This window comes from Qipengyuania xiapuensis (assembly GCF_019711395.1).
GTDB lineage: Bacteria > Pseudomonadota > Alphaproteobacteria > Sphingomonadales > Sphingomonadaceae > Qipengyuania > Qipengyuania xiapuensis.
In genome coordinates, this window is record NZ_JAIGNL010000002.1 from 468,179 (window position 1) to 492,089 (window position 23,911).

The 23,911-nt window shown below is 64.2% G+C and carries 24 protein-coding genes; 16 read left to right on the forward strand and 8 right to left on the reverse strand.

The window, feature by feature from the left end; genetic code table 11:
* Positions 1–53: 53 nt before the first annotated feature.
* A complete protein-coding gene (locus K3163_RS11515; protein ID WP_244922040.1) occupies positions 54–509 on the forward strand; it encodes a DUF1465 family protein in 456 nt (151 codons plus the stop codon).
* On the opposite strand, the gene K3163_RS11520 is transcribed toward K3163_RS11515, so the two are convergent.
* Positions 506–1,969, reverse strand: a complete 1,464-nt coding sequence (locus K3163_RS11520; RefSeq protein WP_221554302.1) for a glycerol kinase — start codon at positions 1,967–1,969, stop codon at positions 506–508. The genes K3163_RS11515 and K3163_RS11520 overlap by 4 nt on opposite strands.
* Positions 1,970–2,017: 48 nt before the next feature.
* Here K3163_RS11520 and K3163_RS11525 point away from each other — a divergent pair, with 48 nt between their 5' ends.
* The 4 genes from K3163_RS11525 to K3163_RS11540 all read left to right on the forward strand — a co-directional run bounded on the left by K3163_RS11525 (position 2,018) and on the right by K3163_RS11540 (position 6,186).
* Complete coding sequence (locus K3163_RS11525; RefSeq protein WP_221427768.1) at positions 2,018–2,893, forward strand: MBL fold metallo-hydrolase; 876 nt, start codon at positions 2,018–2,020, stop codon at positions 2,891–2,893.
* A 102-nt stretch (positions 2,894–2,995) separates the two neighbouring features.
* Entirely contained in the window at positions 2,996–3,775 is a 780-nt protein-coding gene (locus K3163_RS11530; protein WP_221554303.1) for a hypothetical protein, read from the forward strand.
* Between the two features lie 73 nt (positions 3,776–3,848).
* Positions 3,849–4,835 carry a quinolinate synthase NadA gene (gene nadA / locus K3163_RS11535; RefSeq protein ID WP_221554304.1) on the forward strand — a complete coding sequence of 329 codons (987 nt, stop codon included), beginning with the start codon at positions 3,849–3,851 and terminating at the stop codon, positions 4,833–4,835.
* A gap of 34 nt (positions 4,836–4,869) precedes the next feature.
* Positions 4,870–6,186 carry a DUF2254 domain-containing protein gene (locus tag K3163_RS11540; RefSeq protein WP_221554305.1) on the forward strand — a complete coding sequence of 439 codons (1,317 nt, stop codon included), beginning with the start codon at positions 4,870–4,872 and terminating at the stop codon, positions 6,184–6,186.
* On the opposite strand, the gene K3163_RS11545 is transcribed toward K3163_RS11540, so the two are convergent.
* Complete coding sequence (locus tag K3163_RS11545) at positions 6,187–7,104, reverse strand: DMT family transporter (RefSeq protein WP_221554306.1); 918 nt, start codon at positions 7,102–7,104, stop codon at positions 6,187–6,189.
* A 55-nt stretch (positions 7,105–7,159) separates the two neighbouring features.
* On the opposite strand from K3163_RS11545, the gene K3163_RS11550 reads away from it, so the two are divergent.
* Together K3163_RS11550 and K3163_RS11555 are read left to right on the forward strand one after the other, a co-directional pair.
* Positions 7,160–8,272 carry an alkene reductase gene (locus tag K3163_RS11550; protein WP_221554307.1) on the forward strand — a complete coding sequence of 371 codons (1,113 nt, stop codon included), beginning with the start codon at positions 7,160–7,162 and terminating at the stop codon, positions 8,270–8,272.
* Between the two features lie 47 nt (positions 8,273–8,319).
* A complete protein-coding gene (locus K3163_RS11555; protein ID WP_221554308.1) occupies positions 8,320–9,195 on the forward strand; it encodes an HpcH/HpaI aldolase/citrate lyase family protein in 876 nt (291 codons plus the stop codon).
* A 3-nt stretch (positions 9,196–9,198) separates the two neighbouring features.
* Here the strand turns inward: K3163_RS11555 and K3163_RS11560 are convergent, their stop codons facing one another.
* Together K3163_RS11560 and lipB are read right to left on the reverse strand one after the other, a co-directional pair.
* Complete coding sequence (locus K3163_RS11560; protein WP_221554309.1) at positions 9,199–9,531, reverse strand: hypothetical protein; 333 nt, start codon at positions 9,529–9,531, stop codon at positions 9,199–9,201.
* The gene (gene lipB / locus K3163_RS11565) at positions 9,528–10,199 is read right to left on the reverse strand and encodes a lipoyl(octanoyl) transferase LipB (RefSeq protein WP_221427760.1); all 672 of its coding nucleotides are present in this window, start codon (positions 10,197–10,199) and stop codon (positions 9,528–9,530) included. The genes K3163_RS11560 and lipB overlap by 4 nt, the downstream gene beginning before the upstream one ends.
* A gap of 57 nt (positions 10,200–10,256) precedes the next feature.
* Here lipB and K3163_RS11570 point away from each other — a divergent pair, with 57 nt between their 5' ends.
* The gene (locus K3163_RS11570) at positions 10,257–11,099 is read left to right on the forward strand and encodes a glycerophosphoryl diester phosphodiesterase membrane domain-containing protein (protein WP_221554310.1); all 843 of its coding nucleotides are present in this window, start codon (positions 10,257–10,259) and stop codon (positions 11,097–11,099) included.
* A gap of 3 nt (positions 11,100–11,102) precedes the next feature.
* Here K3163_RS11570 and K3163_RS11575 read toward each other — a convergent pair whose 3' ends face one another.
* Positions 11,103–11,720: a class I SAM-dependent methyltransferase gene (locus tag K3163_RS11575; RefSeq protein WP_221429536.1), complete on the reverse strand. Its 618-nt coding sequence runs from the start codon at positions 11,718–11,720 to the stop codon at positions 11,103–11,105.
* A 111-nt stretch (positions 11,721–11,831) separates the two neighbouring features.
* Between K3163_RS11575 and K3163_RS11580 the strand changes: the two genes are divergently transcribed.
* Positions 11,832–13,184 (forward strand): MFS transporter, encoded by a 1,353-nt coding sequence (locus K3163_RS11580; protein WP_247712663.1) that lies wholly within the window; start codon positions 11,832–11,834, stop codon positions 13,182–13,184.
* Here K3163_RS11580 and arsC read toward each other — a convergent pair.
* Entirely contained in the window at positions 13,181–13,525 is a 345-nt protein-coding gene (gene arsC, locus K3163_RS11585) for an arsenate reductase (glutaredoxin) (RefSeq protein ID WP_221554311.1), read from the reverse strand. The two genes, K3163_RS11580 and arsC, sit on opposite strands and share 4 nt — an antisense overlap.
* A 165-nt stretch (positions 13,526–13,690) precedes the next feature.
* Between arsC and K3163_RS11590 the strand changes: the two genes are divergently transcribed.
* Positions 13,691–15,781: a TonB-dependent receptor gene (locus K3163_RS11590; RefSeq protein ID WP_221554312.1), complete on the forward strand. Its 2,091-nt coding sequence runs from the start codon at positions 13,691–13,693 to the stop codon at positions 15,779–15,781.
* Here K3163_RS11590 and K3163_RS11595 read toward each other — a convergent pair.
* Both K3163_RS11595 and K3163_RS11600 read right to left on the reverse strand, forming a co-directional pair.
* On the reverse strand, positions 15,778–16,344 hold the full coding sequence (locus K3163_RS11595) for a (2Fe-2S)-binding protein (RefSeq protein ID WP_221427756.1): 567 nt from the start codon (positions 16,342–16,344) through the stop codon (positions 15,778–15,780). The genes K3163_RS11590 and K3163_RS11595 overlap by 4 nt on opposite strands.
* 41 nt (positions 16,345–16,385) lie before the next feature.
* Positions 16,386–17,150: a class II aldolase/adducin family protein gene (locus tag K3163_RS11600; protein WP_221554313.1), complete on the reverse strand. Its 765-nt coding sequence runs from the start codon at positions 17,148–17,150 to the stop codon at positions 16,386–16,388.
* Positions 17,151–17,273: 123 nt separating this feature from the next.
* Between K3163_RS11600 and K3163_RS11605 the strand changes: the two genes are divergently transcribed.
* The 6 genes from K3163_RS11605 to K3163_RS11630 are packed head-to-tail and all read left to right on the forward strand — an operon-like array spanning position 17,274 to position 23,908.
* Positions 17,274–18,641, forward strand: coding sequence for an MATE family efflux transporter (locus K3163_RS11605; protein ID WP_221554314.1), 1,368 nt, complete (start codon positions 17,274–17,276; stop codon positions 18,639–18,641).
* A 48-nt stretch (positions 18,642–18,689) separates the two neighbouring features.
* Positions 18,690–21,086, forward strand: a complete 2,397-nt coding sequence (locus tag K3163_RS11610) for a chemotaxis protein CheW (protein ID WP_221554315.1) — start codon at positions 18,690–18,692, stop codon at positions 21,084–21,086.
* Positions 21,083–21,517 carry a chemotaxis protein CheW gene (locus K3163_RS11615; protein ID WP_221427752.1) on the forward strand — a complete coding sequence of 145 codons (435 nt, stop codon included), beginning with the start codon at positions 21,083–21,085 and terminating at the stop codon, positions 21,515–21,517. The genes K3163_RS11610 and K3163_RS11615 overlap by 4 nt, the downstream gene beginning before the upstream one ends.
* 56 nt (positions 21,518–21,573) lie before the next feature.
* A complete protein-coding gene (locus tag K3163_RS11620; protein ID WP_221427751.1) occupies positions 21,574–21,939 on the forward strand; it encodes a response regulator in 366 nt (121 codons plus the stop codon).
* Positions 21,940–21,986: 47 nt separating this feature from the next.
* Complete coding sequence (gene cheB, locus K3163_RS11625; RefSeq protein ID WP_345719730.1) at positions 21,987–23,051, forward strand: chemotaxis-specific protein-glutamate methyltransferase CheB; 1,065 nt, start codon at positions 21,987–21,989, stop codon at positions 23,049–23,051.
* Complete coding sequence (locus K3163_RS11630; RefSeq protein WP_221554316.1) at positions 23,042–23,908, forward strand: CheR family methyltransferase; 867 nt, start codon at positions 23,042–23,044, stop codon at positions 23,906–23,908. The genes cheB and K3163_RS11630 overlap by 10 nt, the downstream gene beginning before the upstream one ends.
* Positions 23,909–23,911 lie beyond the last annotated feature (3 nt).

A 23,911-nucleotide genomic window follows, 5' to 3' on the forward strand; every position in this document is an offset into this window, starting at 1 on the left:
AAGAGCTATCGGATCGCGGGAGCGATCATGGTAACCGGACGTTCATCATGGACATGGACCGTACGATTCACGAGCAGGTCGTCGAAGACCTCTACGCGGAAGCATTGATGCTGGCCGACGATGCACGCGCTGCATTCGACCTGCGCGACGAGGCCAGCCGCGGCAATTCACCCGACAATGTGCGCATCGCGCTCTCGGTCGAGGGGCTTCGCACCACGACCCGCGTGATGCATGTCCTCGCATGGCTCCTGAACCAGCGCGCCTATCAGTCCGGAGAGCTCAGCAAGACGCAGCTGCGCCGGCACGGCACGCTCGGCGCCGAGCGTCCCTCGGACCCGGCCAATATGGAACTGCTCGAACCGGCCACCCGCATGCTCATCCGCGAGACCGAACGCCTCCATGCGCGCGTGGCTCGCCTCGACGAGGAAATGCGCGCGCAGGACGAGAATGGCAGCGAAGCGGTCAGCGCAATGCAGGACCGCATCGCGCAGGCTTTCGGCCGCGGCTAAGCCACCGAAAGCGCGCGGGCATAGCGCGCGAGGCGGTCCTTCCTGACAACTTCCGACATTGCAGGCGTGAAGCTGCGTGCGGCCCCGCGCATCGCGGTCGCCGCCTCTTCGAGCGAGGGATAAAGCCCCGCGCCGACGCTTGCGCAAATCGCCGCTCCTAGCGCCGTGGTCTCGACGAAATCGGGCCGCTCGACTTCGAGGTCGAGGATATTTGCCAGGTCCTGCGCCATCCAGTCGTTCGCGCTCATCCCGCCGTCGATCTTGAGGCTCGCCCACGGTGCGCCGTCGGCTGCAAAAGCCGAGGCGAGATCATGTGTTTGGTGCGCCATGGCTTCGAGCGCAGCGCGCGCGATCTGCGCCTTGCCGCTCGCAAAGCTGAGGCCGGAGATGACACCACGCGCATCGGGCTTCCAGTGCGGCGCGCCGAGGCCGGCGAGCGCCGGTACGATGACGACCTCGCCGCTATCCTCGATCGAGCGCGCAAGGTCCTCGGTCTCGCGAGCGCTTTCGATCAGTCCAAGCTGGTCGCGCAGGTACTGGACGAGGCTGCCCGCGACGAAGCAGGCGCCCTCGACCGCATAGGTTCGCTGTCCGCCCGACTGGTGGAGCACCGTACCGAGCAGGCGGTTGTCGGAACGCGGGATTTCGCCGCCCTTGTTCGTGAGCACGAATGCACCCGTGCCGTAGGTCGCCTTGGTCTCGCCGAAAGAGAGGCACCCCTGCCCGATCGTCGCAGACTGCTGGTCGCCGACCAGGCCGCAGATCGGGATATCCCTTCCGAGGCATTCCGAAGAGCAGTTCGCCAGCTGCCCGTGGGTGTCCACCACTTCGGGCAGCGCGGCCAGCGGAACGCCGAACAGCTCGCACAGATCATCGTCGAACTGGGCGCCGTCGAGGGCGAGCAGCAAGGTGCGGCTCGCATTGCTCGCATCCGACACATGGGTGCCGCCAGACAGCTTGAAGACGAGCCAGCTTTCGACCGTCCCGAATGCCAGCGAACCCTCTTGCGCCGCTGCGGCAACGGCATCGTCATTGTCGAGCATCCAGCGCATCTTGGTGCCCGAGAAATAGGGGTCGAGCAGCAGGCCTGTACGCTTCTGGACTTCGGCCTCGTGGCCTGCGTCCTTCAGCTCTGCGCAGAATCCCGCCGTACGCCGGTCCTGCCAGACGATTGCGCGTGCCAGCGGTTCGCCTGTGCCGCGATCCCAGGCCACCACCGTCTCGCGCTGGTTGGTGATCCCGATTGCCGCGATCTGCGAGGCACCCTCGCCCACCGCCTCGCGCATGCAGGCGAGCGTCTTGTCCCAGATTTCTGCCGCGTCATGCTCCACCCAGCCGGGCTTGGGGTAGTGCTGCGTCAGCTCAGCCTGCGCGACGCTTTCCATGCGTCCCTCGCGGCTGAAAACCATGGCCCGTGTCGAAGTCGTCCCCGCGTCGAGGACCAGAATTTTGTCTCCCATGCGCCCCTCCCTATCGACAAGCCGCGGTAATCGCTACAGGCTTCACCCATGGCAGGTCCTCCACCCAAACCATGGCCCACCGGCGAGGCCATGCAGCTCGAACCGCTCGTGCGCCGCGTGCTCGCGCCCAATCCCTCGCCCTATACCTATACCGGCACGCAGACCTACATCGTCGGCATCGGCGACGGCTGCGCGGTGATCGACCCGGGCCCGGACGAGAAGGCGCACCTCCTAGCGCTCGATGCGGCCATCGGCGAAGAGCATGTCTGCGCGATCATGTGCACGCATACGCACCGCGACCACTCACCCGCGGCAAAGACCCTTGCCGCGCGGACCGGCGCGCCCATCGTGGGTTGCGCTCCGCTGGTTCTCGACGACAGCGGCCCGCGCGCCGATGCGAGTTTCGACCGTACCTACGAACCCGACCGCGTGCTCGAGGATGGCGAGGCAATGACGGGCCCGGGCTGGACCCTGCGCGCGGTCGCCACGCCCGGCCATGTCTCGAACCACTTGTGTTTCGCCCTGGAAGAAAGCGGCGCGGTCTTCACCGGCGACCATGTCATGGGCTGGTCGACGAGCGTCGTGGTGCCGCCCGATGGTGACATGGCGGACTACATGGCGAGCCTCGAGAAACTCTACGGGCGCGAGCAGGACAAGGTGTACTACCCCGCCCATGGCGAAGCGATCGAGAAGCCGCGCCAGCTGGTCCGCGGGATGATCGGCCATCGCCGCCAGCGCGAGAACCAGATCCTGCGCCATCTGCGGGAGGAGCCTCTCGAAGCGGCCGATTTCGTCCCCAAGATGTACAAGGGCCTCGACGAACGCCTGCACGGCGCGGCGAAGATGTCGGTCACGGCGCACCTGATCGATCTGGAAAGGCGCGGGCTGGCTATGCGCGAAGGCGATGTGTGGAGTGCGGCCTGACCCTTTCCACACGGGAATTTGACTATCCGCCGCGCCGCAAATAGCTAGCATTCCAAAGAAAAATCCGGTCGCGAGATTTCCAGAGGGGGAGGGATACCGATCATGGCAACAGCCGCAGCCACGCCGCAGGATCAGGCGATCCGGGGAAATACGCGCTTTTTCACGATCATGGCTTTCGTCATGTCGTTCATCATCGTGGCGGGTTTTTCGATCCACCTCGCCTTTGGACGATCCACTTTCGACGTGCCCTGGCCCTATCACGTGCATGGCGTGATCTTCATGTCGTGGCTCGGCATTTACTGCGGCCAGCATTTGACCGCGTCGAGCGGCAACTGGGCGCTTCACGCCAAATTCGGCAAGCTCGCCTATCTCTGGGTTCCGCTGATGGTGATCTTCGGCACGGTGATCATGTTCACTGTCGCGCGGCGCACGGGCGGGCCGTTCTTTTTCCATGTCAGCGAGTTCCTGTGGAGCAACACCATGCTGCTGTGGCTGTTCGGCGGCCTCACCTTCTGGGCGCTGCGACGCCGTCGCTACACCGGATGGCACCGCCGGCTCATGCTGTGTGGCATGGCGATCCTGACCGGCCCGGGGCTCGGGCGGTTGCTGCCGCTTCCGCTGATGATCCCCAACTCGTGGCTCATCACCACCATCGTCACGATGATCTTCCCGGTCATCGGCATGATCGCCGACAAGCGCAGCCAGGGCCGCGTGCATCCCGCATATTGGTGGGGCCTCGGGCTCTATGTCGGCGTCTTCGCCGTTTCGATGCTGATTGCCTTCTCGCCCTTCGGGATCGCCGTGACCGAGCAGGTCATCGCCGGAACCCCGGGTGCGGAGCGTCCGATGGAAGCGTTCCTGCCTCCCGGTTTCAGCATGTAAGGCGCGGAACCCCCTCGCCACGCGGCTCGTTCCGTCTATAAGCGCCGCAAAGCCATTCAGACGGGACACGAACATGACCGCCGAAACCAGCCTGCCGACGGGCGAGGACCTGCTCTCCGAAATCGATCGCCTCCGCAAGGAGAAGAACGCGATCATCCTCGCGCACTATTACCAGAGCGCGCAGATCCAGGATCTCGCCGATTTCGTGGGCGACAGCCTCGAGCTTTCGCGCAAGGCCGCCGAGACCGATGCCGATGTCATCGCGTTCTGCGGCGTGAAGTTTATGGCCGACACGGCCAAGATCCTGAGCCCCGAAAAGATCGTCGTCCTGCCCGACATGGACGCCGGCTGCAGCCTCGAAGACAGCTGCCCGCCCGAAAAGTTCAAGGCTTTCCGCGAAGCGCATCCCGATCACATCGCGCTGACCTACATCAATTGCTCGACCGAGGTGAAAGCGCTCAGCGACATCATCGTCACCTCGTCCAGCGCAGAGACGATCATCAGCCAGATTCCCGAAGACCAGAAGATCATCTTCGGCCCCGACCGGCACCTCGGCAGCTACATGAGCCGCAAGTTCAATCGCGACATGCTGCTCTGGCCGGGCGTGTGCATCGTGCACGAAGCCTTCAGCGAGACCGAATTGCTCAAGCTGAAGCAGCAGCATCCCGATGCGCCGATCGCTGCCCACCCCGAATGCCCGCCGACCATCGTCGAGCATGCCGATTATGTCGGTTCGACCAGCGGAATCCTACAGTTCGCCCAGACCTTCGAGGGCGACACGCTGATCGTCGCGACCGAGCCGCACATCATCCACCAGATGGAAAAGGCGCTGCCCGAAAAGACCTTCATCGGTGCGCCCGGCGCGGACGGCAACTGCAGCTGCAACATCTGCCCCTACATGGCGCTCAATACGCTGGAGAAGCTCTACACCTGCCTGCGCGACCTCGAACCGCGTATCGAGATCGAGGAGGGCCTGCGCCTTAAGGCCAAGCAGAGCCTCGACCGGATGCTCGAGATGGCCAGCGGCACGATCGGCAAGGGCGACCTCGGCAGGGTCTAGGCAACTCTTTCCAGTCCTGCGCGTTTAGGCGGGCATGACAGCGGAATTGCGCTTTTTCTGGGCCCGGCTCAACGCCAACTACTGGTTCTATCCCGCCCTGTTTTCGCTGCTTGCGGCGGTTCTGGCTACCATCATGGTGTATCTGGACCGCTCGGGCTTCGCCGAGTTCCTGAACGACGTCGAATGGATCGTCCCCGCCCGGCCCAAGGGTGCGGCGGACATGCTGACCGTGATGGCGGGAAGCATGATCGGGGTCGCCTCGACCGTCTTCTCGATCACCATCGCCGCGGTCGCCTATGCCAGCGGCAATTACGGCCCGCGCCTGCTCACCAACTTCATGGAGGATCGCGGCAACCAGATCAGCCTTGCGACATTTATCGGCAGTTTCGTCTACGCGCTGATCGTCCTGCGTGCAGTGCGGGCAGAAGACGAGACACCCGCCTCGACCGGCGATGCGGCGGCGACCGCCCTTCCCGGCTTCACACCGCAGCTTTCGCTGCTGGTCGCCTATCTGTTGATGGCCGTGTGCGTCGCGGTTCTGGTCTTCTTCCTCAATCACATCCCTTCCTCGATCCGCATCAACAAGGTGCTCGAGGGGATTGGCCGCCGCCTGCTCGACGCGATCCGCGAGACCTATCCGGTAGAGGACGAATTCTCGGACGCCATCGAATCGAAGGGGGGCGAGCCGCTGACCGCGTGGGATACGGGCTACGTCCAGCTGATCGACTTCGAGGATCTGGAGAAGATCGCGCGTGATTGCGGCTGCACCTTCTCGCTGATGGTCCGCACCGGCGACTTCGTCCACCGTGACATGCCATTCATGCGCATCGAAGGCTGCAAGCCCGACAGTATCGAGGACAAGGTGCGCGACTGTTTCACGCTCGGCGCCACGCGAACGCCCGAGCAGGATCCGCAATTCCTGATCGACGAGCTCGTCGAGATCGGTCTGCGGGCATTGTCGCCCGGGATCAACGATCCCTTCACTGCGATCACCGCGCTCCACTGGCTGGGGGCGGCGACTGCCGAGATCGGCCGACGCGACCTGCGCAAGGATATCTGCGGCGAGGATGCGGAGGACTGTCCGGTGATCCCCTGCCCCGATGATTTCGAGCACTATGTGAAGCGCGGGTTCGGTTCGATCCGTAGCGCAGTCGCCACTTCGCCGATTGCCGCGGAGGTCATGCTGGATACGCTTGCCAAGGCCTCCGGTCCGATCAAGGACGAGCGACGCCAGAAAATCCTCAAGGCCGAAGCCGACAACCTCGCAGCGCAGGCGCGCACGGTCCTCGTGGGTCCGGACCTCGAACGCTTCGAAGCCCACCACGCGGAATTCAATCGCGAATTCTGGTGATCAGCCCTCGCCGGGCGCCCGCACACGCGGCGGGCTGCTGCGGGCAAGGATCAGGGCCGCACCGACGAGCACCATGCCTAGGATGTCGAGCGGCACCAGCAGTTCGCCGAACACGAACCAGCCGACAGTTGCCGCAACGGCAGGCTGGGTCAGCAGGGCCATACCGATGATGAGCGGGGAAAAGTGGCGCAGCGAATAGACGAGCAGGCCCTGCCCGACGATCTGGCTCGTGAGCGCGAGAAGTAGCACCGGGGTCCAGCCCGCTTCGCCCGGCCAGACGGGCTCCCCTGCAAGGACGGCCATGCCAAGCAGCAGCGGCGACGCGGCAAGGCTCACCAGCAGGAGCACGCTCCACTGGCCGAGTGCCGCGCGTGCCCTCTGGGCGGGCAGGAGGTAGAAAGCGTAACAGATGCCGGCGAACAGGCAGAACAGGTCGCCGATGAAAGTGGTGGTCGAAATCTCCAGGCTGCGGCCGAGCAGGATGGCGGCACCGACAAGCGCCGCGATCACGCCCCCGCCTTCCCGCCACGAGGGAGCACGGCGCAGCGCAACGAGGCCCCACAGCATCAGGATCACACTCCCCGAGTTGCCGAAGAGGACCGCATTCCCGAGCCGCGTACGCTCGATCCCGATGTGCCAGCTGGCAAGGTCGAGCGAGAAGAACACACCCGCCGCCATGACCAGCATGGCCAGCTTCCAGTCGAGCTTGCCCGGTCTGCGCGCCCGCCAGGCAAGGAACGCGATCAGCGGTATCGGGAGGAACAAACGCCAGAAAGCCGCGGACACCGGACCGGTGTCGGCCAGCCTCACCAGCCAGGGTCCGAGCGCCAGTGCAACGTTGCCCGCAATCAGCGCGGCAAAGTGCCACGCGCCGGCCTGAAAGCCATTGTTGTCGGCACTGGCGGTTGTCTGGCTCATATTCGCCCCCTAGCTCTCTTGTCACACAAGGCCAGCCAAAAAGGATCTCGCCTCCATGCACGACACATTGTTCGAACCGCTCAGCCTCGGCGCCATCGAGGCGAAGAACCGGATCATCATGGCCCCGCTCACGCGCGGCCGCTCGACCCAGCCGGGTTCGATTCCGAACGAAATGATGGCGACCTACTACCGCCAGCGTGCGGGCGCAGGCCTGATCATTTCCGAGGCAACCGGGATCAGCGTCGAGGGTCTGGGATGGCCTGCCGCCCCCGGCATCTGGAGCGACGAGCAGGTCGAGGGCTGGAAGCTCGTGACCGACGCGGTCCACGAGGAAGGCGGCAAGATCGTGCTGCAGATGTGGCACATGGGCCGCCTCGTCCATCCCGATTTCCTCGGCGGAAACCCGCCGGTCTCCGCCAGCGCCACCAAGGCGCCGGGCCATGCGCATACCTTCGAAGGCCGCAAGGACTACGAGCAGTCGCGCGAGCTTTCGGTCGAAGAGATCGCGCGCGTGGTCGGTGACTATCGTCTCGCCGCCGAGAACGCGAAGAAGGCAGGTTTCGATGGCGTGCAGCTGCACGGCGCAAATGGCTATCTCGTCGACCAGTTCCTGCGCGACAGCACCAACCTTCGCGAAGACGAATACGGCGGCTCGCCGGAAAACCGCACCCGCTTCCTGCGTGAAGTGCTCAGCGCGCTGATCGATGTCTGGGGCGCCGACCGGGTCTCGGTGCGCCTTTCGCCCAATGGCGAGACGCAAGGCTGCGACGACAGCGATCCGGCGGCAACCTTCGGCGCTGCCGCCAAGGTGGTCCAGGACCTCGGCCTCGGCTTCCTCGAACTGCGCGAGCCGGGACCGGAGGGCACCTTCGGCGCGACCGACGTACCCAAGCAGAGCCCGCTCATCCGCACGATCTACAAAGGCCCACTCGTCCTCAATAGCGACTACACGCCCGAGGAAGCCGTCGCGGACATCGAAGCGGATCGCTGTGATGCGGTAAGCTGGGGCCGGGATTTCATCTCCAATCCCGATTTGCCCGAGCGATTCCGCCTCGGCGCAGAGCTCCAGCCCAATGTAAACGTGCCGCAGAGCTGGTACCTGCCGGGGCCCGAGGGATACATCGATTACCCGATGCTAACCAAAACAGACGAAACTGCCTCCGCCTGATTCGCGCCACGGGGGCGCGCAATCACGGGCAAGGAGGTCTTTGGGCTATGGGTTCGTGGTTGCTCGTCCCTGCGGACAAGGAAAAGGCGTTGGCACAGGCCGCGTCGGCAGGTGCCGACGTGGTCGTCCTCGACCTTGCGCGTGCCTCGTCCGAGGACCGCAAGCAGCACACGCGCCTTGCCGCACGCGATTTCCTCATGTCGCACCGCGAACAGGTGGTCGCCGCGCGAAAGTTCTCCCGCTGGGTGCGGATCGGACCAATTGTCGGCATGGAATGGCGGCAGGACCTCGACGCGGCGATCGAAGGCGGTCCCGAAGGCTTCGTCCTTGCGGAATGCGTCGGCCCCGAACAGGTCAAGGAACTGGCGGCCGCTCTCTACGAACTTGAGGGCCGGCTCGGCATTCCCAACGGTTCCACCAAGATCATTCCCGAAGTGGGCGGCTCGCCGACCTCGGCATTGCAATTGCGCAGCTTCGCCGAAGAGCTGCACCCACGCGTTTCAGGGCTGGCCTGGGATCCGGCACTGCTTGCCCGCTCGATGGGGGCACGGCGCATGCGCGGCCCCGGCGGATTGTGGACCGATGCGCTGGCCCATGTCCGGGCGCTGGTCCTGCTGACTGCGCACGCACGCAACCTCGAGGTCATCGAGGCACCGTTCCGCAACCTGCGCGAACCCGAGGGCATGACCCGTGCAGCGGCAGCAGCGGCTGCAGACGGTTTCACCGGAATGCTCGCCATCGACCCGAGCCAGGTGGAAGACATCAACAAGGCTTTCGAACCGAGCCAGGAACAGATTGCCGAGGCGCGCGAACTGGTTGGCGTATTCGCGCTCAATCCGAACGCGCACAGCATCGCATTTCGTGGGCGCTACGTCGGGCAGGCCGAGCTCTCGAAGGCGCGGGCCTTGCTCGGAGAGGGCTGAGACTTACTCCGGAGGCTCATCGTCGACCGCGGGAGCCGGCGGCTCCGGCGGAGTTTCCTGTGCCGGCACAGCAGCAGGTGCTGGCGCCTGCTCACCCCCGTCACCTCCCGCTTCAGGCTCGGATGAGGCCGTTTCTCCATCCGCAGTGTCAGGCGTTGCCCGCGAGGGCGCCTGCGAAGTCAGGGTGTCGAGCGGGAGCATGTCATCGCTGATCGTGCCGCCGAGCACTTCGCCGCGGGCTGTCGCGTCTTCGTTTTGCTCTTCGACCACTTCCGCGCTCTCGCCGCAGGAGGCGAGCGCCAATCCGGCGAGCAGACCCAATCCGAAACGCTTCATGGCAGCGCACAACCCTTCTTTTCGAGCGCGTCGAGGAAATCGCCCGCGCGGCGCTTCAATGCCTCATCGAACTCCTCCGGCGCAAGCGCTATCCCGAGACGTTCGAGGCTTGTGACGCCGAATTCGTCGATGCCGCAGGGGACGATCCCGGTGAAATGCGACAGGTCGGGCGACAGGTTGACCGAGAAGCCGTGCATGGTGACCCAGCGGCGCACGCGCACGCCGATCGCGCCGATCTTCGCCTCGCGCCCGTCGATATCGCGCGTCCAGATGCCGATACGCCCCTCGCTGCGCCAGCATTCGACCCCGAGATCGCCGAGCGTGGCGATTACCCAGCCCTCCAGCGAATGCACGAAGCAGCGCACGTCGCGGCCGCGCTCTTTGAGGTCGAGCATGAGATAGCCGATCCGCTGGCCCGGCCCGTGATAAGTGTAGCGCCCGCCACGTCCGGCTTCGACCACTTCGAAACGCGGATCGAGCAGTTCGGCGCCATCGGCGCTGGTCCCGGCCGTGTATACCGGCGGATGCTCGAGCAGCCAGATAAGCTCGCGCGCGCCGTCCTCGGAAATCGCCCGGTTGCGCTCCTCCATCATGGCGAGCGCATCACGATAGGCGACCTGCGCGCTCTCGGCGCGCCATTCGATCTTTTCGGTGAGTTCGGCGGACATCGGAGATTGCGTGGCGACTGAAGCTGCGCTTATCAAGAGGCAGAAAAGGGAGGCAGCATGAAATTCGTGATGGAAAAGGCGTGGGACGAGACCGTCTCGCTGTTGAAGGGCAACATGGGGCTGCTGGCGACAGTCGCAGGATTGCTGGTCTTCCTGCCTGCCGTGGCCATCGGCCTGCTGTTTCCCATCGAGGTCGCAGCGCAACAACCGGCTGACGATGCTAGCATCGAGCAGATCCTCGAGATGATGGCGGCACAATTCAGCGATATGGGCTGGATCATCCTGGTCACTAGCCTGCTGAGCGGATTTGCGAGCCTCGCCATGATGGCGCTCCTTCGCCGCAGAGCCGCGCCGACCGTCGCTCAGGCTATCTCCGAAGCTGCCGGCATGCTGCCGACCTATCTCGCCACGATCATCCTGCAGATGTTCATCATCTTCGGCATCGGATACCTGCTGGTCGGCGTGCCCTACCAGATGGGTGCGCCGGGCTGGATGGTGCTCGGCATCCTGATCCTTCTCCCGGTGTGGATGTACCTGTTCGTGAAATTCTCGGTCAGCGTGGCAGCCATCGTGATCGACGGGGTACGCAATCCGGTAGAAGCTCTGCGCCGGTCGTGGTCGCTTACGAAGGGAAATTCTTTCCGGATCTTCTTCTTCTTCCTGCTGATCGGCCTCGCGGCGGCCATTGTCCTCGCGATCCTGTCCTTCGCCGTTGGGGCCGTGCTCTCGCTGCTGCCTGCAACGATCGAAACTATCGGGACGGTGCTCTACGACGGAGCGATCAACCTTGTGGCGGCGGTATTCGGCGCAGCACTGACGGTTGCGATCCATGCCCAGCTGCGCAGGCTGCGCGAGCCGCCGGAGGCGGCAGCCTCGGCGGACACAACCCCTATCGAATAAGGTCTAGTCGCGCGGTTCCTTCCAGCCCCAGAAGAGCTGGCACGGAAGGATGTTGAGCGCTTCGAACCCGCTTTCGATCCGTTCGAAGTGGCGGGCCATGTAGTCGCGCGCCTTGGCCGAGAACTGGTAGACGAGAAACGCCCCGCCAGGGCGGATCACGCGATATGTCGCCGCCGCGATTTCTGGCCCGACACCGTCCGGCAAGGTCGAGAACGGCAGGCCCGACAGGACGTAATCGGCATGCTCGTGGCCGTGCGCCTCGACGATCGCCTCGACATCTGCGGCAGAGCCGTGGACCGCGGAGAAGCGGCTGTCGCGGAAATGCTTCTTGAGATAGTCGATGTAGAGCGGGTTGGTGTCGATGACGATGAGCTTGCCGTCACGCGGCAGGCGATCGAGCACCGGCTGGCAGAACGTGCCGACGCCCGGTCCATATTCCACGAAGAGCTTGCACTCGTCCCACTTCACCGGGCCGAGCATCTTCTCGATCGTGAAGCGCGATGAGGGAATGATCGAGCCGACCATCCGGGGTTCATCGAGGAAGCCCTTGAAGAACACGCCCCACTGGCCGAACAATCGAGCGGCACGCTGTTTGAGGCTGCGTCGCTCGATCGCCCCGATACCTTGCTGACCTGACACGCTTTTTCTCTCCTAGACCCGTGGCTCGCACGGGGTGTGACAGGCGCATCAGGGCATTGCAAGCTGCAGCGTGCAGGCCTAGCTCAATGCGCGATGTCCGAACGCGATCCATCTACCCAACTCGCCGCAACGCCCGTGCCCAGGCAGAGGAGCATCTCCCGCGAGCGCATGGCGCTGCTTTTCACGGTCATGCTGGTCACGGCAGCCGGTAACACCGCGATGCAATCGGTCATGCCGTCGATCGGGACTGCGCTGGACATCGACGACGTCTGGATCAGCCTCGCCTACAGCTGGTCGGCCCTGCTGTGGGTGATCTGCGCGCCGCTCTGGGCTGAACGCTCCGACAGGCGCGGCCGCAAGGCGATGATGGCTGTAGGCCTGATCGGCTTCATCACATCGATGGCGCTGTGCGGACTGGCTCTCTGGCTGGGACTGGCAGGCCTCCTTACCGGAACCGCTGCGCTGATCGCATTCGCCATCGCGAGGAGCCTCTACGGCGGGTTCGGAAGTGCAGCACCTCCCGCCGTGCAGGCCTATGTCGCCAGCCGCACCCCGCGCGCCGAGCGCACGCAAGCCCTGTCGCTCATCGCGTCGAGCTTCGGGCTCGGCACGGTGATCGGCCCCGCGCTGGCGCCGCTGATGGTACTGCCTTTCGTGGGGCTGACCGGCCCCTTCATTATCTTCGCTCTCATCGGCCTCCTGGCTCTCACTGCCCTGCGCCTGCGCCTTCCCAATGACGAGCCGCAATTCCCTGCCCGCGGCCAGACCTATGATGCGCCCTATGCCGGTGGTTCGACTTCCTCGCACACAGATGAGGACGACGAGGACGAGGAAGAGGTCGAGCCGCACAAGCTGCGCTGGTTCGAACCGCGGTTGAGGCCGTGGGTGACGGTGGGCCTGATCGGCGGACACGCGCAGGCCATGGTCCTCGGCATCACCGGCTTCCTTGTGCTCGACCGGCTTGGATTGCGCGCCACGCCTGCTGACGGGACCGGACCGGTCGGACTGGTCCTCATGTGCGGCGCCATCGCGACGCTGCTAGCGCAATGGGGTATCATCCCGCGCTTCGACCTCGGACCGCGTGCTGCAACCCTTTCGGGCATCGCAATCGCCGGGGCCGGCGTGGCCTACCTCGGTGTGGCGGAGAATCTGCACGCGATCGCCCTCGCCTATGCGATTGCTTCGCTCGGCTTCGGCCTGTTCAGGCCTGGCACCACGGCGGGGACGTCACTTGCGGTGACTCGGGCAGAGCAAGGGCAGGCCTCGGGCATCGTCGCATCGGTTGCCGGTGCGAGCTTCATCTACGCACCGGCTCTCGGGGTCTGGCTTTACGGCCATTCCGACTGGCTCGGCTTCGGGCTCATCGTCGCCCTGTGCCTTGCTGTGTTCGCCTATGGCTGGTTCGCGCTCCAGGCTGACAGCACGCTGACGCGCGACCGCCGCTAGAGAATTTCCAAAACCGTGTCCTGCGGACGGCAGAGACGCACGCCCCTCTCGGTCTCGACCAGCGGACGGTTGATCAGGATCGGGTCGGCAGCCATCGCATCGAGCACTTCGTCGGCATCGGCATCGGGCAGCCCGCGTTCCTCTGCATCGGTCCCGCGCAGGCGAAGACCCTCGTTCGGCGTCATGCCCGCATCCTTGAAGAGCTGGGCCAGCTTTTCACGGCTCGGCGGATCTTTGAGGTACTCGACCACCTCGACATCAACCTTCGACAGGTTCTCGAGGATGGCGAGCGTCTTGCGCGAGGTGCCGCATTTCGGGTTGTGGAAGATCGTGGCCTTCATGTCGGGTCTCCTTTTGAGGCGCGCCTAATCGACCCTTGCGATCTGTAAAAGTGATTATTGCGATTTTTTCACCAGTGGATGGCAGATTTGGGGTTGCTAATGCGAATGTCTCGCAATAGCAGGGCGACAGCAATTGATAATCATTCTCAAAAAAGAAAGACTCGCATGAGGCACCTCACCAAGATCGCACTCCTCCTTTCGGGAACGGCCATGGCAGCCCCTGCAGCGGCATCGACCGTCGCCGCGGATGGCCAGCCGGAGCGCGACTATCTGCCGACCGATATCGTCGTGACCGGCGAGCGCGCCGAAGGCTATAACAGTGGCGACGGCTCGACCGGCACCAAGACGCCGACCCCGCTGATCGACGTACCGCAGGCGGTGAGCTTCATCACCGAGGACCAGCTCGAAGACCAGGCCATCCACCAGCTCAACGATGCGCTGCGCTATGTGCCGGGCATCAGCATGGAAAGCGGCGAAGGCCATCGCGATGAAGTCTTCATCCGCGGCCAGGAATCGACTGCCGACTTCTACATCGACGGCCTGCGTGACGATGCGCAGTATTACCGTTCGCTCTACAACATCGAGCGCGTCGAAGTGCTCAAGGGCGCGAATGCCCTGATCTTCGGTCGCGGCGCCGGCGGCGGTGCCATCAACCGAGTGGCCAAGCGCGCCGATCTCACCAAGGACTTCGTCGCCGGCGAGGCATCGGTGGACAGCTTCGGCGCCTTTGCCTTGCTCGCCGACCTGAACCAGCCGGTGTCCGACAGCCTCGCGCTGCGCCTCAACGCGACCTACGAGGAATTCGACAACGACCGCGATTTCTACGAGGGACGCTTCATCGGCATCTCGCCGACCCTCACCGCGGCCCTCGGCCCCGACACCACGCTGATCGCCAGCTACACCTACGACAATGACGAGCGCGTGACCGATCGCGGCGTACCCTCGCTCAACGGCGCCCCGCTGACCGGCTACGACAGCACCTTCTTCGGCGACCGCGATTTCAACTTCGCCGAAGCCGAAGTGCACATCGGCCGCGTTCGCCTCGAGCATGACTTCAACGGCGGGCTTTCGGCCAATGCCAGCCTCCAGTTCGCCGACTACGACAAGGCGTACCAGAACATCGTTCCGGGCGGCACCGACGGCACGACCGTTTCGCTGGGCGGCTATCGTGATACGACCGATCGTACCAACTGGATCGGCCAGGCGAATGCCATCTGGCAGGCTGAAAGCGGCGATCTGGAGTCGACCTTGCTCTTCGGTGTCGAAGTCAGCAGCCAGGACACGCAGAACGCGCGCCAGACGGTCAGCTTCGACACGACCAACGAAACCGCCCTCGATGACGTTATCTTCGTTCCCGCGTATACGCTCAATCCGACGTCGCGTTCGCGTGACAGCCAGCTCAAGACCCTGTCCTTCTACGCCCAGGAACAGCTCCAGCTCGGTGAATTCATCGAGATCGTCGGCGGCCTGCGCTGGGACCGTTTCGACCTCGAGACGCTGGACCTGATCGGCGGCGTCGAGGGCGACCGTGTGGACGAAGAGTTCAGCCCGCGCCTCGGCCTGATCGTGAAGCCGACCCCCGATCTTTCGATCTATGCGAGCTTCAGCGAGAGCTTCCTCCCGCAGGCGGGCGACCAGTTCCTCGTCCTCTCGCCGACGCGCACGCAGTTCGAGCCCGAAAAGTTCACCAATTACGAGATCGGCGCCAAGTGGGCACCGATGGACAATGTCCTCGTGAATGCCGCGATCTTCCGCCTCGAGCGCACCAACATCCGTGCGGTCGATCCCACCGACCCGACGCTGACCGTCCTCGCCGGTGAAAGCCGCGCGGAAGGCTTCGAGATCGGCGCGGTGGGCGAAGTGACCGACTTCTGGAAGGCCAACCTCGGCTACACCTATCTCGATGGCGAACTGCTCAACGACAACGCCTTCGGCGATGCCGGCCAGCGCCTGCAGCAGCTTCCCGAGCACTCGATCAGTGCCTGGAACCGTTTCGACTTCAACGACAAGCTGGGCCTCGGCCTCGGCGTGATCCACCAGTCGGAACAGTTCGCGAGCTTCTCGAACGATGTCGTCCTGCCGAGCTACTGGCGCGTCGATGCCGCGGCCTACTACACGGTCAGCGATCGCCTGAGCTTCCAGCTCAACATCGAGAACCTCTTCGACGAGGACTACTACCCGAGCGCCCACGGCGACAACAACATCCAGCCGGGCGAGCCGTTCAGCGCCCGCATCGGTGTGCGTTTCGAAATCTAGTCGGTCTGCTCGCGCTGGGCGTTGCCTTCGGGCGCGCTCAGCGCGGGCACTTCGGCAGCGGCATCCTCGGCGCTGATACCCGGCGCGGGAGCGGCGCTGATACGTTCCTGCCTGCGGGCGACGCGCCCGGCGCGCTGGATGGCCCGCACCAGCCGCGGATAGACGCCGCAGCGGCAGATATTGGGGATGGCCGCCCGGATGTCGGCCTCGCTGGCGCCCGGATTACGGTCGATCAGGGCAGCCGCAGCCATCGCGATGCCCGGGGTGCAGAAACCGCACTGGATCGCCTGCTCCGCCACGAGCGCCTGCTGCACAGGGTGCGAGCGGTCACCCGACAGCCCTTCGATCGTGGTGATGAAGCGCCCCTCCGCCTCGCCGATGGTGACGAGGCAACTGCGCAACGGTTCGCCATCGATATGCACGATGCAGGCACCGCAATCGCCCTCGCCGCAACCGAACTTGGTACCGGTGAGATTGGCAGCATCGCGCAGCGCCCACAGCAGGGGCGTGTCGTCATCCATCAGGAATTCGATGGGCCTGTCGTTGACCGTCATGCGGGACATGGCGGTGCCTTCGCTTCAAATGTCCTGAATGTCGAGAGCGCTTAGGATTGCCAGCTGTCGTCGATCTTCGACACGCGGCGTTTCCAAGCCTCGAAATCGAAGACCCCGGCTCCGCCCTGCGACGCCATGACCGACAGGTCGCGCTGGTGCACATCGACGACTTCCTGCTGGACGATGTTCGGTTCGCCCTGGCTGAGCGTTGCGACCTGGATTTCGCACGCGCGCTGGAGGGCCCACATCTTCACGAACATGCCGGGGATGGTCTTGTCCATCACGACAGGGCCGTGATTGCGCAGCATGAGGATCGAGTGGTTGCCGAGGTTCTCGACCAGACGGTCGCCCTCTTCGGCGCGGACAGTCACGCCCTCGAAATCGTGATAGCCGATCTGGCCCTGGAAATTGCAGGCGTAGAAATTGGTCGGCAGCAGCCCGTCTTTGTGGCTGCACACTGCCATCGTCGCCGTGGTGTGGACATGGCAGATCGCGGTCGCGCGTTCGCCAAGATGCTTGTGGAAGTGCGCATGCTGGGTGAAGCCGGCCTTGTTCACCATGTACTGCGACTGGCCGACATTGTTGCCCTCCACATCGATCTTCACGAGGTTCGATGCGGTCACCTCGTCATAGAGGAGACCGAAGGGATTGATCAGGAAAGTGTCCTTCTCGCCCGGGACGGCAACAGAGATGTGGTTGTAGATGCTCTCGCCCCATCCGAGGTGATCGAAAATGCGGTAGCAGGCGGCAAGGTCCTGGCGGACCTTCCATTCCTCTTCGCTGCATTCGAACTTCGGCTTCATCTGGGTGGCCATCGTGCACTCTCCTTAGGTCTCTCTTTGAAACCTCTATCGCACGTGACGGGGGCGCTCGGCAAGCGAAGACAGGGCAAATCGGCGCTTCCCAACCGCGTTCCGCCCCGCTAGCCCCTCTCCCGCATGAGCGAGACGGCCAAACTGACGCGGGGCAGCATACGCGGCCATCTCATCACCCAGACATTGCCGATGATCGTGGGCGTTGCGGCGATCATGTCGGTCGGGCTGATCGATGCCTATTTCATCGGCCAGCTGGGTTCTGCCGAACTGGCGGCCGTCAGTTTCATCTTCCCGATCACCATTGCCCTCTCCAGCCTCGGCGTAGGCGTGATGGTCGGCATCAATTCGGTCATCTCCCGCGCTTTGGGTGAAGGCGACGAGGCACGCGCCGAGCGGCGCGCCAACTTCGGAGTCGTGTTCGCGCTGGTCGCCGGAAGCGTCCTTGGTCTCGCGCTATTCCTCCTGCTCGATCCACTCTTCCGGCTGATGCAGGCAAGCGACGAGCTCCTGCCGCTGATCCGCGAATACATGCGCCCCTATGCGTTGGGCATGCCGGTCCTGCTGACGCAGATGGGTCTGCAGGGCGTGCTGCGTGGCCAGGGCGAGGCGCGCTATGTCTCGATGATCTCGATCACCTATTCGGTCGTGAACTGGATCCTCGACCCCATACTCATCACGGGCGCTTTCGGCTTTGCGGGATTCGGGGTTGCGGGCGCCGCCTATGCGACGATCGCGGGTTTCCTCGTCGCCATCCTCGCCGCGCTGTTCTTCATCCGGAAGACCAGCATCGCCATCCACCCGACCCTCGTGCGCGAATGCGACATGGCAGGATCGAGCAAGGCGATCATCAGCGTCGCGGGTCCGGCAGCCTTTTCGAACGCGATCAATCCTATTGGCCTGTCGGTCCTCACCGCCCTCCTCGCCAGCCAGGGTGATGCGGCAGTGGCCGGTTTCGGCGCCGCGGGCCGCCTGCAGAGTTTCGCGGTAGTCCCGCTACTGGCGCTCTCCGGATCGATCGGCGCGATCGTCGGGCAGAACTGGGGCGCGCGGCGGGCCGATCGTGCGCGGCGAGCGATGTACTGGGCGGGCGTCTTCTGCCTCGGCTACGGCCTCGCGACAGCGCTGATCCTTTACCTCACCGGAAGCTGGTTCGCGGACTTCTTCACCGACGAGCCCGACGTGATCGAACAGTTCTCGCGCTACCTCGAGATCTCGGTCTGGGGCTATGCCGGCTTCGGCCTGCTGATCGTGGCCAATGGTGCCTTGAACGGCGTGGGCCGCGCCTCGCTCGCGCTGGCACAAAGCGCAGCCCGGGTATTCCTCATCATGCTGCCCTTCGGCTGGGTCCTGCGTGCGAGCTGGGGAGCCGAAGCGATCTACGGCGCCGAACTCGTCGCAAATCTTGCTGGCGGTACACTAGCAGCGCTGATCGTGTGGCGCGTGCTGCGCAGCGGACCTGACGACGGCGGGACAGACCCAACGAATCGTTAACCATCTTGCGGCATAGAACTCCCATAAGGAACTGGGGGTCGAAGACCGATGGAAGAACTGCTGGCGGACTTTATCGCCGAAACACGCGAGATGCTGGAGGCTAGCGGCAGCGAACTCGTCGCCTGGGAAGCCGATCCTTCCGATACCGCGCGCATCGATACTATCTTCCGCTTCGTCCATACGGTGAAGGGCAATTGCGGCTTTTTCGACTTCCCCCGTCTCGAAAAGCTGAGCCACGCCGCCGAAGACGCGCTTGCGGAATGCCGTGCCGGACGCCGCGAACCCGATAGCGAGCTCGTCACCGCGGTTCTCGCCATTATCGACCGCATCTCGGACATGACCGACGCCATCGAGGCGGGAGAGGACTTCCCCGAGGGCGGCGACGACGAGCTTATCGCCGCACTCACCGCCGATACCGAGGTCGAAGTCCAGAGCGACATCGAAACGAAGGACCTCGAACGCAAGAGCAGCGCTTCGAACAACAATGAAGCCCGCAACGGCGGCCAGAAGAGCGCGCCGCGCCAGGGTGTGCAGCGCTCGATCCGCCTGCCCGTCGACCTGCTCGACGAAGTCATGAAGGGCGTCTCCGACATGGTGCTGGCACGCAACGACCTTGCGCGCCGCCTGCGCGAAGCCGGCGAACAGCCGACGATCGACGGCCCCTTCGAGCGCCTGTCGGCAATCCTTGCCGATGTGCGCGATTCGATCACCCGCATGCGCATGCAGCGGCTCGAACACCTCTTCTCCTCGCTGCCGCGCCTCGTGCGCGACCTGTCAACCGAACTCGGCAAGCAGGTCATGGTCGATTTCGAAGGCGGTGAAGTGGAGCTCGATCGCGAGATGATCGAAATGGTCCGCGATCCGCTGACCCACATCATCCGCAATGCCATCGACCACGGCGTCGAGGCGCCCGCGGAACGCCTCAAGCAGGGTAAGCACGAGATCGGCACGCTCAAGTTCGCCGCGCGCCAGTCGGGCAACCAGATCAGCCTCGTCATCACTGATGACGGCGGCGGCATCAATGTCGACAAGGTGACTGCCAAGGCGATCGCCAACGGTCTCTATTCGCGCTCCGAGATCGACGCCATGTCGGACAAGGAAAAGCAGAACCTCATCTTCGAACCCGGCCTGTCCACCGCCGAAGCGGTCAGCTCGGTTTCGGGTCGCGGCGTCGGAATGGACGTTGTGCGCTCGAACATCGAACGCGTCGGTGGTTCGATCGAGGTGACTTCCAAGCAGGGCGAAGGCACGAGCTTCTATCTCAAGCTGCCCCTCACCCTCTCGATCATCGCCGCGCTCACTGTGGGTTCGGGCGGCCAGCGCTACGCAATCCCGCGCAGCTATGTCGAAGAGATCGTCTTCGGCAATTCGGGTCATGTCGAGTTTGCGCAGGCCGGCGATCGCCGCCTCGTGACCTTCCGCGGCAAGCGCGTGCCCTGCCTCTCGCTCGGCGAAGTGCTCGGCGCAGAGAAGAACGAAAACTGCGAGTGGGAGAGCAAGACGCTGGTCCTCGTTCGCCTCGCGAGCGACGATGTCTTCGCGCTCGCGGTTGACCGGGTCTTCGATCACGAGGACGTGGTCGTGAAGCCGATCGCTCCCGCAATCATGGAAACGCGCCTCTACGCCGGCACCACCCTGCTCGACGACGGCCGTCCGATGATGCTGCTCGACCTGCCCAGCATTGCGCAGATGCGCGGCATGGTCGGCAATGTGCGCACCAAGACCGCTCCGGTCGAGCGCGAGAAGGAAGTGGTCGCGACCAAGGCTGTGCCGGTCATGCTCTTCGCGGGCCTCGATGGACGCCACCGCGCGGTCCGCCTCGAGCTCGTCCGCCGCATCGACACGATTTCCAGCGAAGCCATCGATATCGAGGGCGAGCGCGCACAGGCCGTCATCGACGGAGAAATCTTCACGCTTGCAGGCCACGATGTTGGCCCGCTGCCCGAAGGCCGCTGCCGTCTCCTTCGCCTGTCCGATGGTGAGAACGAGCTGGTCTACGCCGTGCGCGAAGTCCTCGATGCCGCCGATGTCACCGAAGATGTCGTGCCGAGCGAGGTCGACAAGAACATCGAGGGCGTCACGCTCATCGGTGGCAAGCCGATCCCGCTGCTCGACGGCCACGCGGTGTTCTCACGCTACAAGGCCTCGAGAAAGGTCCAGCAGACGCTCACCTGCCGCATTCCGGCCGGCAGCGAATGGGCGAAGACCATCCTCGAGCCGCTCGTGGAGGCGGCAGGCTACCGCATCGCTGGCGATGACGACGAGGGTGAAGCGGATCTCGCCATCGCTCTTGCCGAGGAAGTCGCCGCACCGGTCTCCGGCGCGCGCGAAACCATCCGCCTTCGCCCCGATCCGGAAGATGCCGGGGACGACACTATCTATCGCTATGACCGTGACGGCCTGCTCGCAGCGCTGAAGCGCTTCCGCACCGGGAGGGCGGCATGAACGAACTTCTCTTGATGTGCACCATCGCCGGACGCCGTGCGGCAATCCCTGCGGTCGAGGTGCAGTCGGTGATCGAGATCGAGAACATCACTCCCATCCCGGGCACGCATGATTTCATCTGCGGCCTGACCGCGCTGCGGAGCCAGGCGCTGACCGTGATCGACAGCTCGCTCGCGCTCGGCATCGGACATCCTTGCGATTCGAAGGACCAGCGCGCCGCCGTGGTCGATATCGACGGGCATCTCTACGCGATCCTCGTCGACGAAGCGCATGACGTGGGAGAGGCCCGCAGCGAGCCCGTCGCCGTTCCTGGGGGATTTGGCGAAGGTTGGCAGCGCGCCGCCAAGGGAATGGTCGAAACCGACGGAGGCCCTGCCCTCCTCGTCGACATACCGCAGCTCGTCTCGGGGCCGATACAGGCCGCAGCTTAAGCGAAAAGTTACCGCCTGCCTGTAGAGCAGGGTCGAACATCAGAGGGATCGTTAGAATGAAAACCTGTCTAATCGTCGATGATTCGCGCGTTATCCGTAAGGTTTCGCGTCATATTCTCGAAACGCTCGGCTTCTCGGTCGACGAAGCGGAAAACGGCCAGGAAGGCCTCAATAAGTGCATGGAAAGCATGCCCGACGTTGTCCTGCTTGACTGGAACATGCCCGTCATGACCGGCATCGAGTTCATCACCCAGCTGCGCCAGCGTGACGGTGGCGACAAGCCCAAGGTCGTGTTCTGCACCACCGAGAACGACGTCGCCCACATCCGCGAGGCAATCAGCGCGGGCGCGGACGAATACGTCATGAAGCCGTTCGATCACGAAACGCTGCAGATCAAGCTCCAGCTCGTCGGCATGGCCTGAACCGGGGGGCACGAGCCGTGGTGACCGCCCTCCGCTCAGACAGGATAGTGAATTCGGTCAGCAAGCCCGCGGCAAGGCCCGTGCGCATCATGCTGGTCGACGATTCGCTCACCGTGCGCACGGTTTTCTCGCGCATGCTGCAGCGCGAGGGCAACATGCAGATCGTGGCCAGCGCGGGCACGGCCGAGGTCGGACTGCGCGAGCTGCGCAAGCACCCTGCTGACGTTATCCTGCTCGACCTGGAGATGCCCGGCATGGGCGGTCTCGAGGCGCTTCCGAAGATCCTTGCCGCCTCCCCTTCGACCAAGGTCCTGGTGATCTCGTCGCTGACGGCGGAAGGCGCGGAACACACGGTCGAAGCCCTGCGCATGGGCGCTGCCGATACCATGCTGAAGCCGCAGCCGGGCGGTTTCAACGACGAGTATCGCGAGCAGCTGATCGGCAAGATCCGCGCGCTTGCCGGCCTTGCCCCGCACGAATTGCCGAAGGGCTCGGCTCCGCACCCCACGAAACGTACTGCAGGCAAGCGCCCGCAGGTTCTCGCGATCGGAGCCTCGACCGGAGGCATCCACGCCCTGAACCTTTTCCTGCGCCAGGTGCCGAAGAACTTCGATCTACCGATCCTGATCACCCAGCACCTTCCCGCCAGCTTCATCCCCGTGTTCGCACAGCAGATGACGCTCGCCTCGGGCCGCCAGGCAGTCCTCGCCGACGAGGACGTGGAAATCAAACGCGGCCAGATCGTGATCGCGCCGGGTCATGGCCACATGGTCGTTCGCAAGCGCGCCGGTCGTTTCCTGACCGGCCTTGCCTACCATCCGGTCAAGAGCGGCTGCATGCCCTCGGTCGACCCGATGTTCGATACGGTGGCCGAAGCCTTCGACGGGCAGGTGGCAGGCATCCTGCTGTCGGGCATGGGCCGCGACGGCACCGAGGGGGCGGATTCGATCATCGGGGCAGGCGGATCGATCTACGCACAGAACGCAGACAGCTGCGCCGTATGGGGCATGCCGCGCGACGTTACCGAGCGAGGTCTGGCAACGGCGGTTCTGCCGCCAGCCGAACTCGCAGACAAAGTATTGGCCAGCGCGGGAGCAGACGCATGGCACTAGAAGACGCATCACACCAGATTATTGCCGACTTGCTGGAATCGCGCACCGGCCAGTCGCTCGGCGAAAGCCGCCGCTGGCGCATTTCGAGCGCACTTTCGGGTCTCTTCCGTGAATTCGGTATCGACAATGTCGACCAGCTTGCCTGCCTGCTCGAGCGTCCGGGCGAACACCGCCTTGCCACCCGCGTGGTCGAGGCTCTGCTCAACAACGAGACCTATTTCTTCCGCGATCACGCCTATTTCGCGACGCTCGCGAACACCGTGCTGCCGGAATTGCAACGCAAGCGTGCGGACAAGAAGAAGATCACCATCTGGTCTGCGGGCTGTTCGACCGGGCAGGAGGTCCTGAGCCTCGCGATGACCTTCGCCGAGCAGCCGGGTCGCTGGCAGGACTGGACGATCGAAATCCTCGGCACCGACGTGTCGGGCAAGGCCGTCGAACAGGCGCGCAGCGGAGTCTACTCTCAGTTCGAGATCCAGCGCGGCATCTCGGTCGCGCAGATGCTGAACTTCTTCACCGAGACACCCAAGGGCTGGAAGGTGGTCGAGCGCGTTCAGGAGATGACGCGTTTCGAGCAGCAGAACATTCTCGACTTCCCGCCAACGCCGGGGAAGTTCGATCTCGTGCTCTGCCGCAATGTGCTTCTCTATTTCGATCCGGACACGCGCCGCCAGGCGTTCGAGCGTCTTGCCAGCGCCACCGCGAGTGACGGCATGCTGATGCTTGGCGCAGGCGAGACCGTGGTCGGACAGACCGATCGCTTCGAGCCTGCGTCCTGCGGATCGGCGATGTATGTGCACAAGGCCGCAAACAGCGTCGCATCGGCCTTGGGTGGAGCAGTTTCCAAAGTGGCGTAGGAA

Bases quoted from the DNA above. Each gene is read 5' to 3' on its own strand.
- lipB (WP_221427760.1), bottom strand. From the start codon at position 10,199: ATGTCCGCCGAACTCACCGAAAAGATCGAATGGCGCGCCGAGAGCGCG.
- K3163_RS11560 (WP_221554309.1), bottom strand. From the start codon at position 9,531: ATGAAGCGTTTCGGATTGGGTCTGCTCGCCGGATTGGCGCTCGCCTCC.
- K3163_RS11630 (WP_221554316.1), top strand. From the start codon at position 23,042: ATGGCACTAGAAGACGCATCACACCAGATTATTGCCGACTTGCTGGAA.
- K3163_RS11610 (WP_221554315.1), top strand. From the start codon at position 18,690: ATGGAAGAACTGCTGGCGGACTTTATCGCCGAAACACGCGAGATGCTG.
- K3163_RS11590 (WP_221554312.1), top strand. From the start codon at position 13,691: ATGAGGCACCTCACCAAGATCGCACTCCTCCTTTCGGGAACGGCCATG.
- K3163_RS11530 (WP_221554303.1), top strand. From the start codon at position 2,996: ATGGCAACAGCCGCAGCCACGCCGCAGGATCAGGCGATCCGGGGAAAT.
- K3163_RS11620 (WP_221427751.1), top strand. From the start codon at position 21,574: ATGAAAACCTGTCTAATCGTCGATGATTCGCGCGTTATCCGTAAGGTT.
- K3163_RS11520 (WP_221554302.1), bottom strand. From the start codon at position 1,969: ATGGGAGACAAAATTCTGGTCCTCGACGCGGGGACGACTTCGACACGG.
- K3163_RS11570 (WP_221554310.1), top strand. From the start codon at position 10,257: ATGAAATTCGTGATGGAAAAGGCGTGGGACGAGACCGTCTCGCTGTTG.
- K3163_RS11545 (WP_221554306.1), bottom strand. From the start codon at position 7,104: ATGAGCCAGACAACCGCCAGTGCCGACAACAATGGCTTTCAGGCCGGC.
- K3163_RS11580 (WP_247712663.1), top strand. From the start codon at position 11,832: ATGTCCGAACGCGATCCATCTACCCAACTCGCCGCAACGCCCGTGCCC.
- arsC (WP_221554311.1), bottom strand. From the start codon at position 13,525: ATGAAGGCCACGATCTTCCACAACCCGAAATGCGGCACCTCGCGCAAG.
- K3163_RS11550 (WP_221554307.1), top strand. From the start codon at position 7,160: ATGCACGACACATTGTTCGAACCGCTCAGCCTCGGCGCCATCGAGGCG.
- K3163_RS11540 (WP_221554305.1), top strand. From the start codon at position 4,870: ATGACAGCGGAATTGCGCTTTTTCTGGGCCCGGCTCAACGCCAACTAC.
- K3163_RS11595 (WP_221427756.1), bottom strand. From the start codon at position 16,344: ATGTCCCGCATGACGGTCAACGACAGGCCCATCGAATTCCTGATGGAT.
- K3163_RS11600 (WP_221554313.1), bottom strand. From the start codon at position 17,150: ATGGCCACCCAGATGAAGCCGAAGTTCGAATGCAGCGAAGAGGAATGG.
- K3163_RS11555 (WP_221554308.1), top strand. From the start codon at position 8,320: ATGGGTTCGTGGTTGCTCGTCCCTGCGGACAAGGAAAAGGCGTTGGCA.
- K3163_RS11615 (WP_221427752.1), top strand. From the start codon at position 21,083: ATGAACGAACTTCTCTTGATGTGCACCATCGCCGGACGCCGTGCGGCA.
- K3163_RS11605 (WP_221554314.1), top strand. From the start codon at position 17,274: ATGAGCGAGACGGCCAAACTGACGCGGGGCAGCATACGCGGCCATCTC.
- K3163_RS11515 (WP_244922040.1), top strand. From the start codon at position 54: ATGGACCGTACGATTCACGAGCAGGTCGTCGAAGACCTCTACGCGGAA.
- nadA (WP_221554304.1), top strand. From the start codon at position 3,849: ATGACCGCCGAAACCAGCCTGCCGACGGGCGAGGACCTGCTCTCCGAA.
- K3163_RS11525 (WP_221427768.1), top strand. From the start codon at position 2,018: ATGGCAGGTCCTCCACCCAAACCATGGCCCACCGGCGAGGCCATGCAG.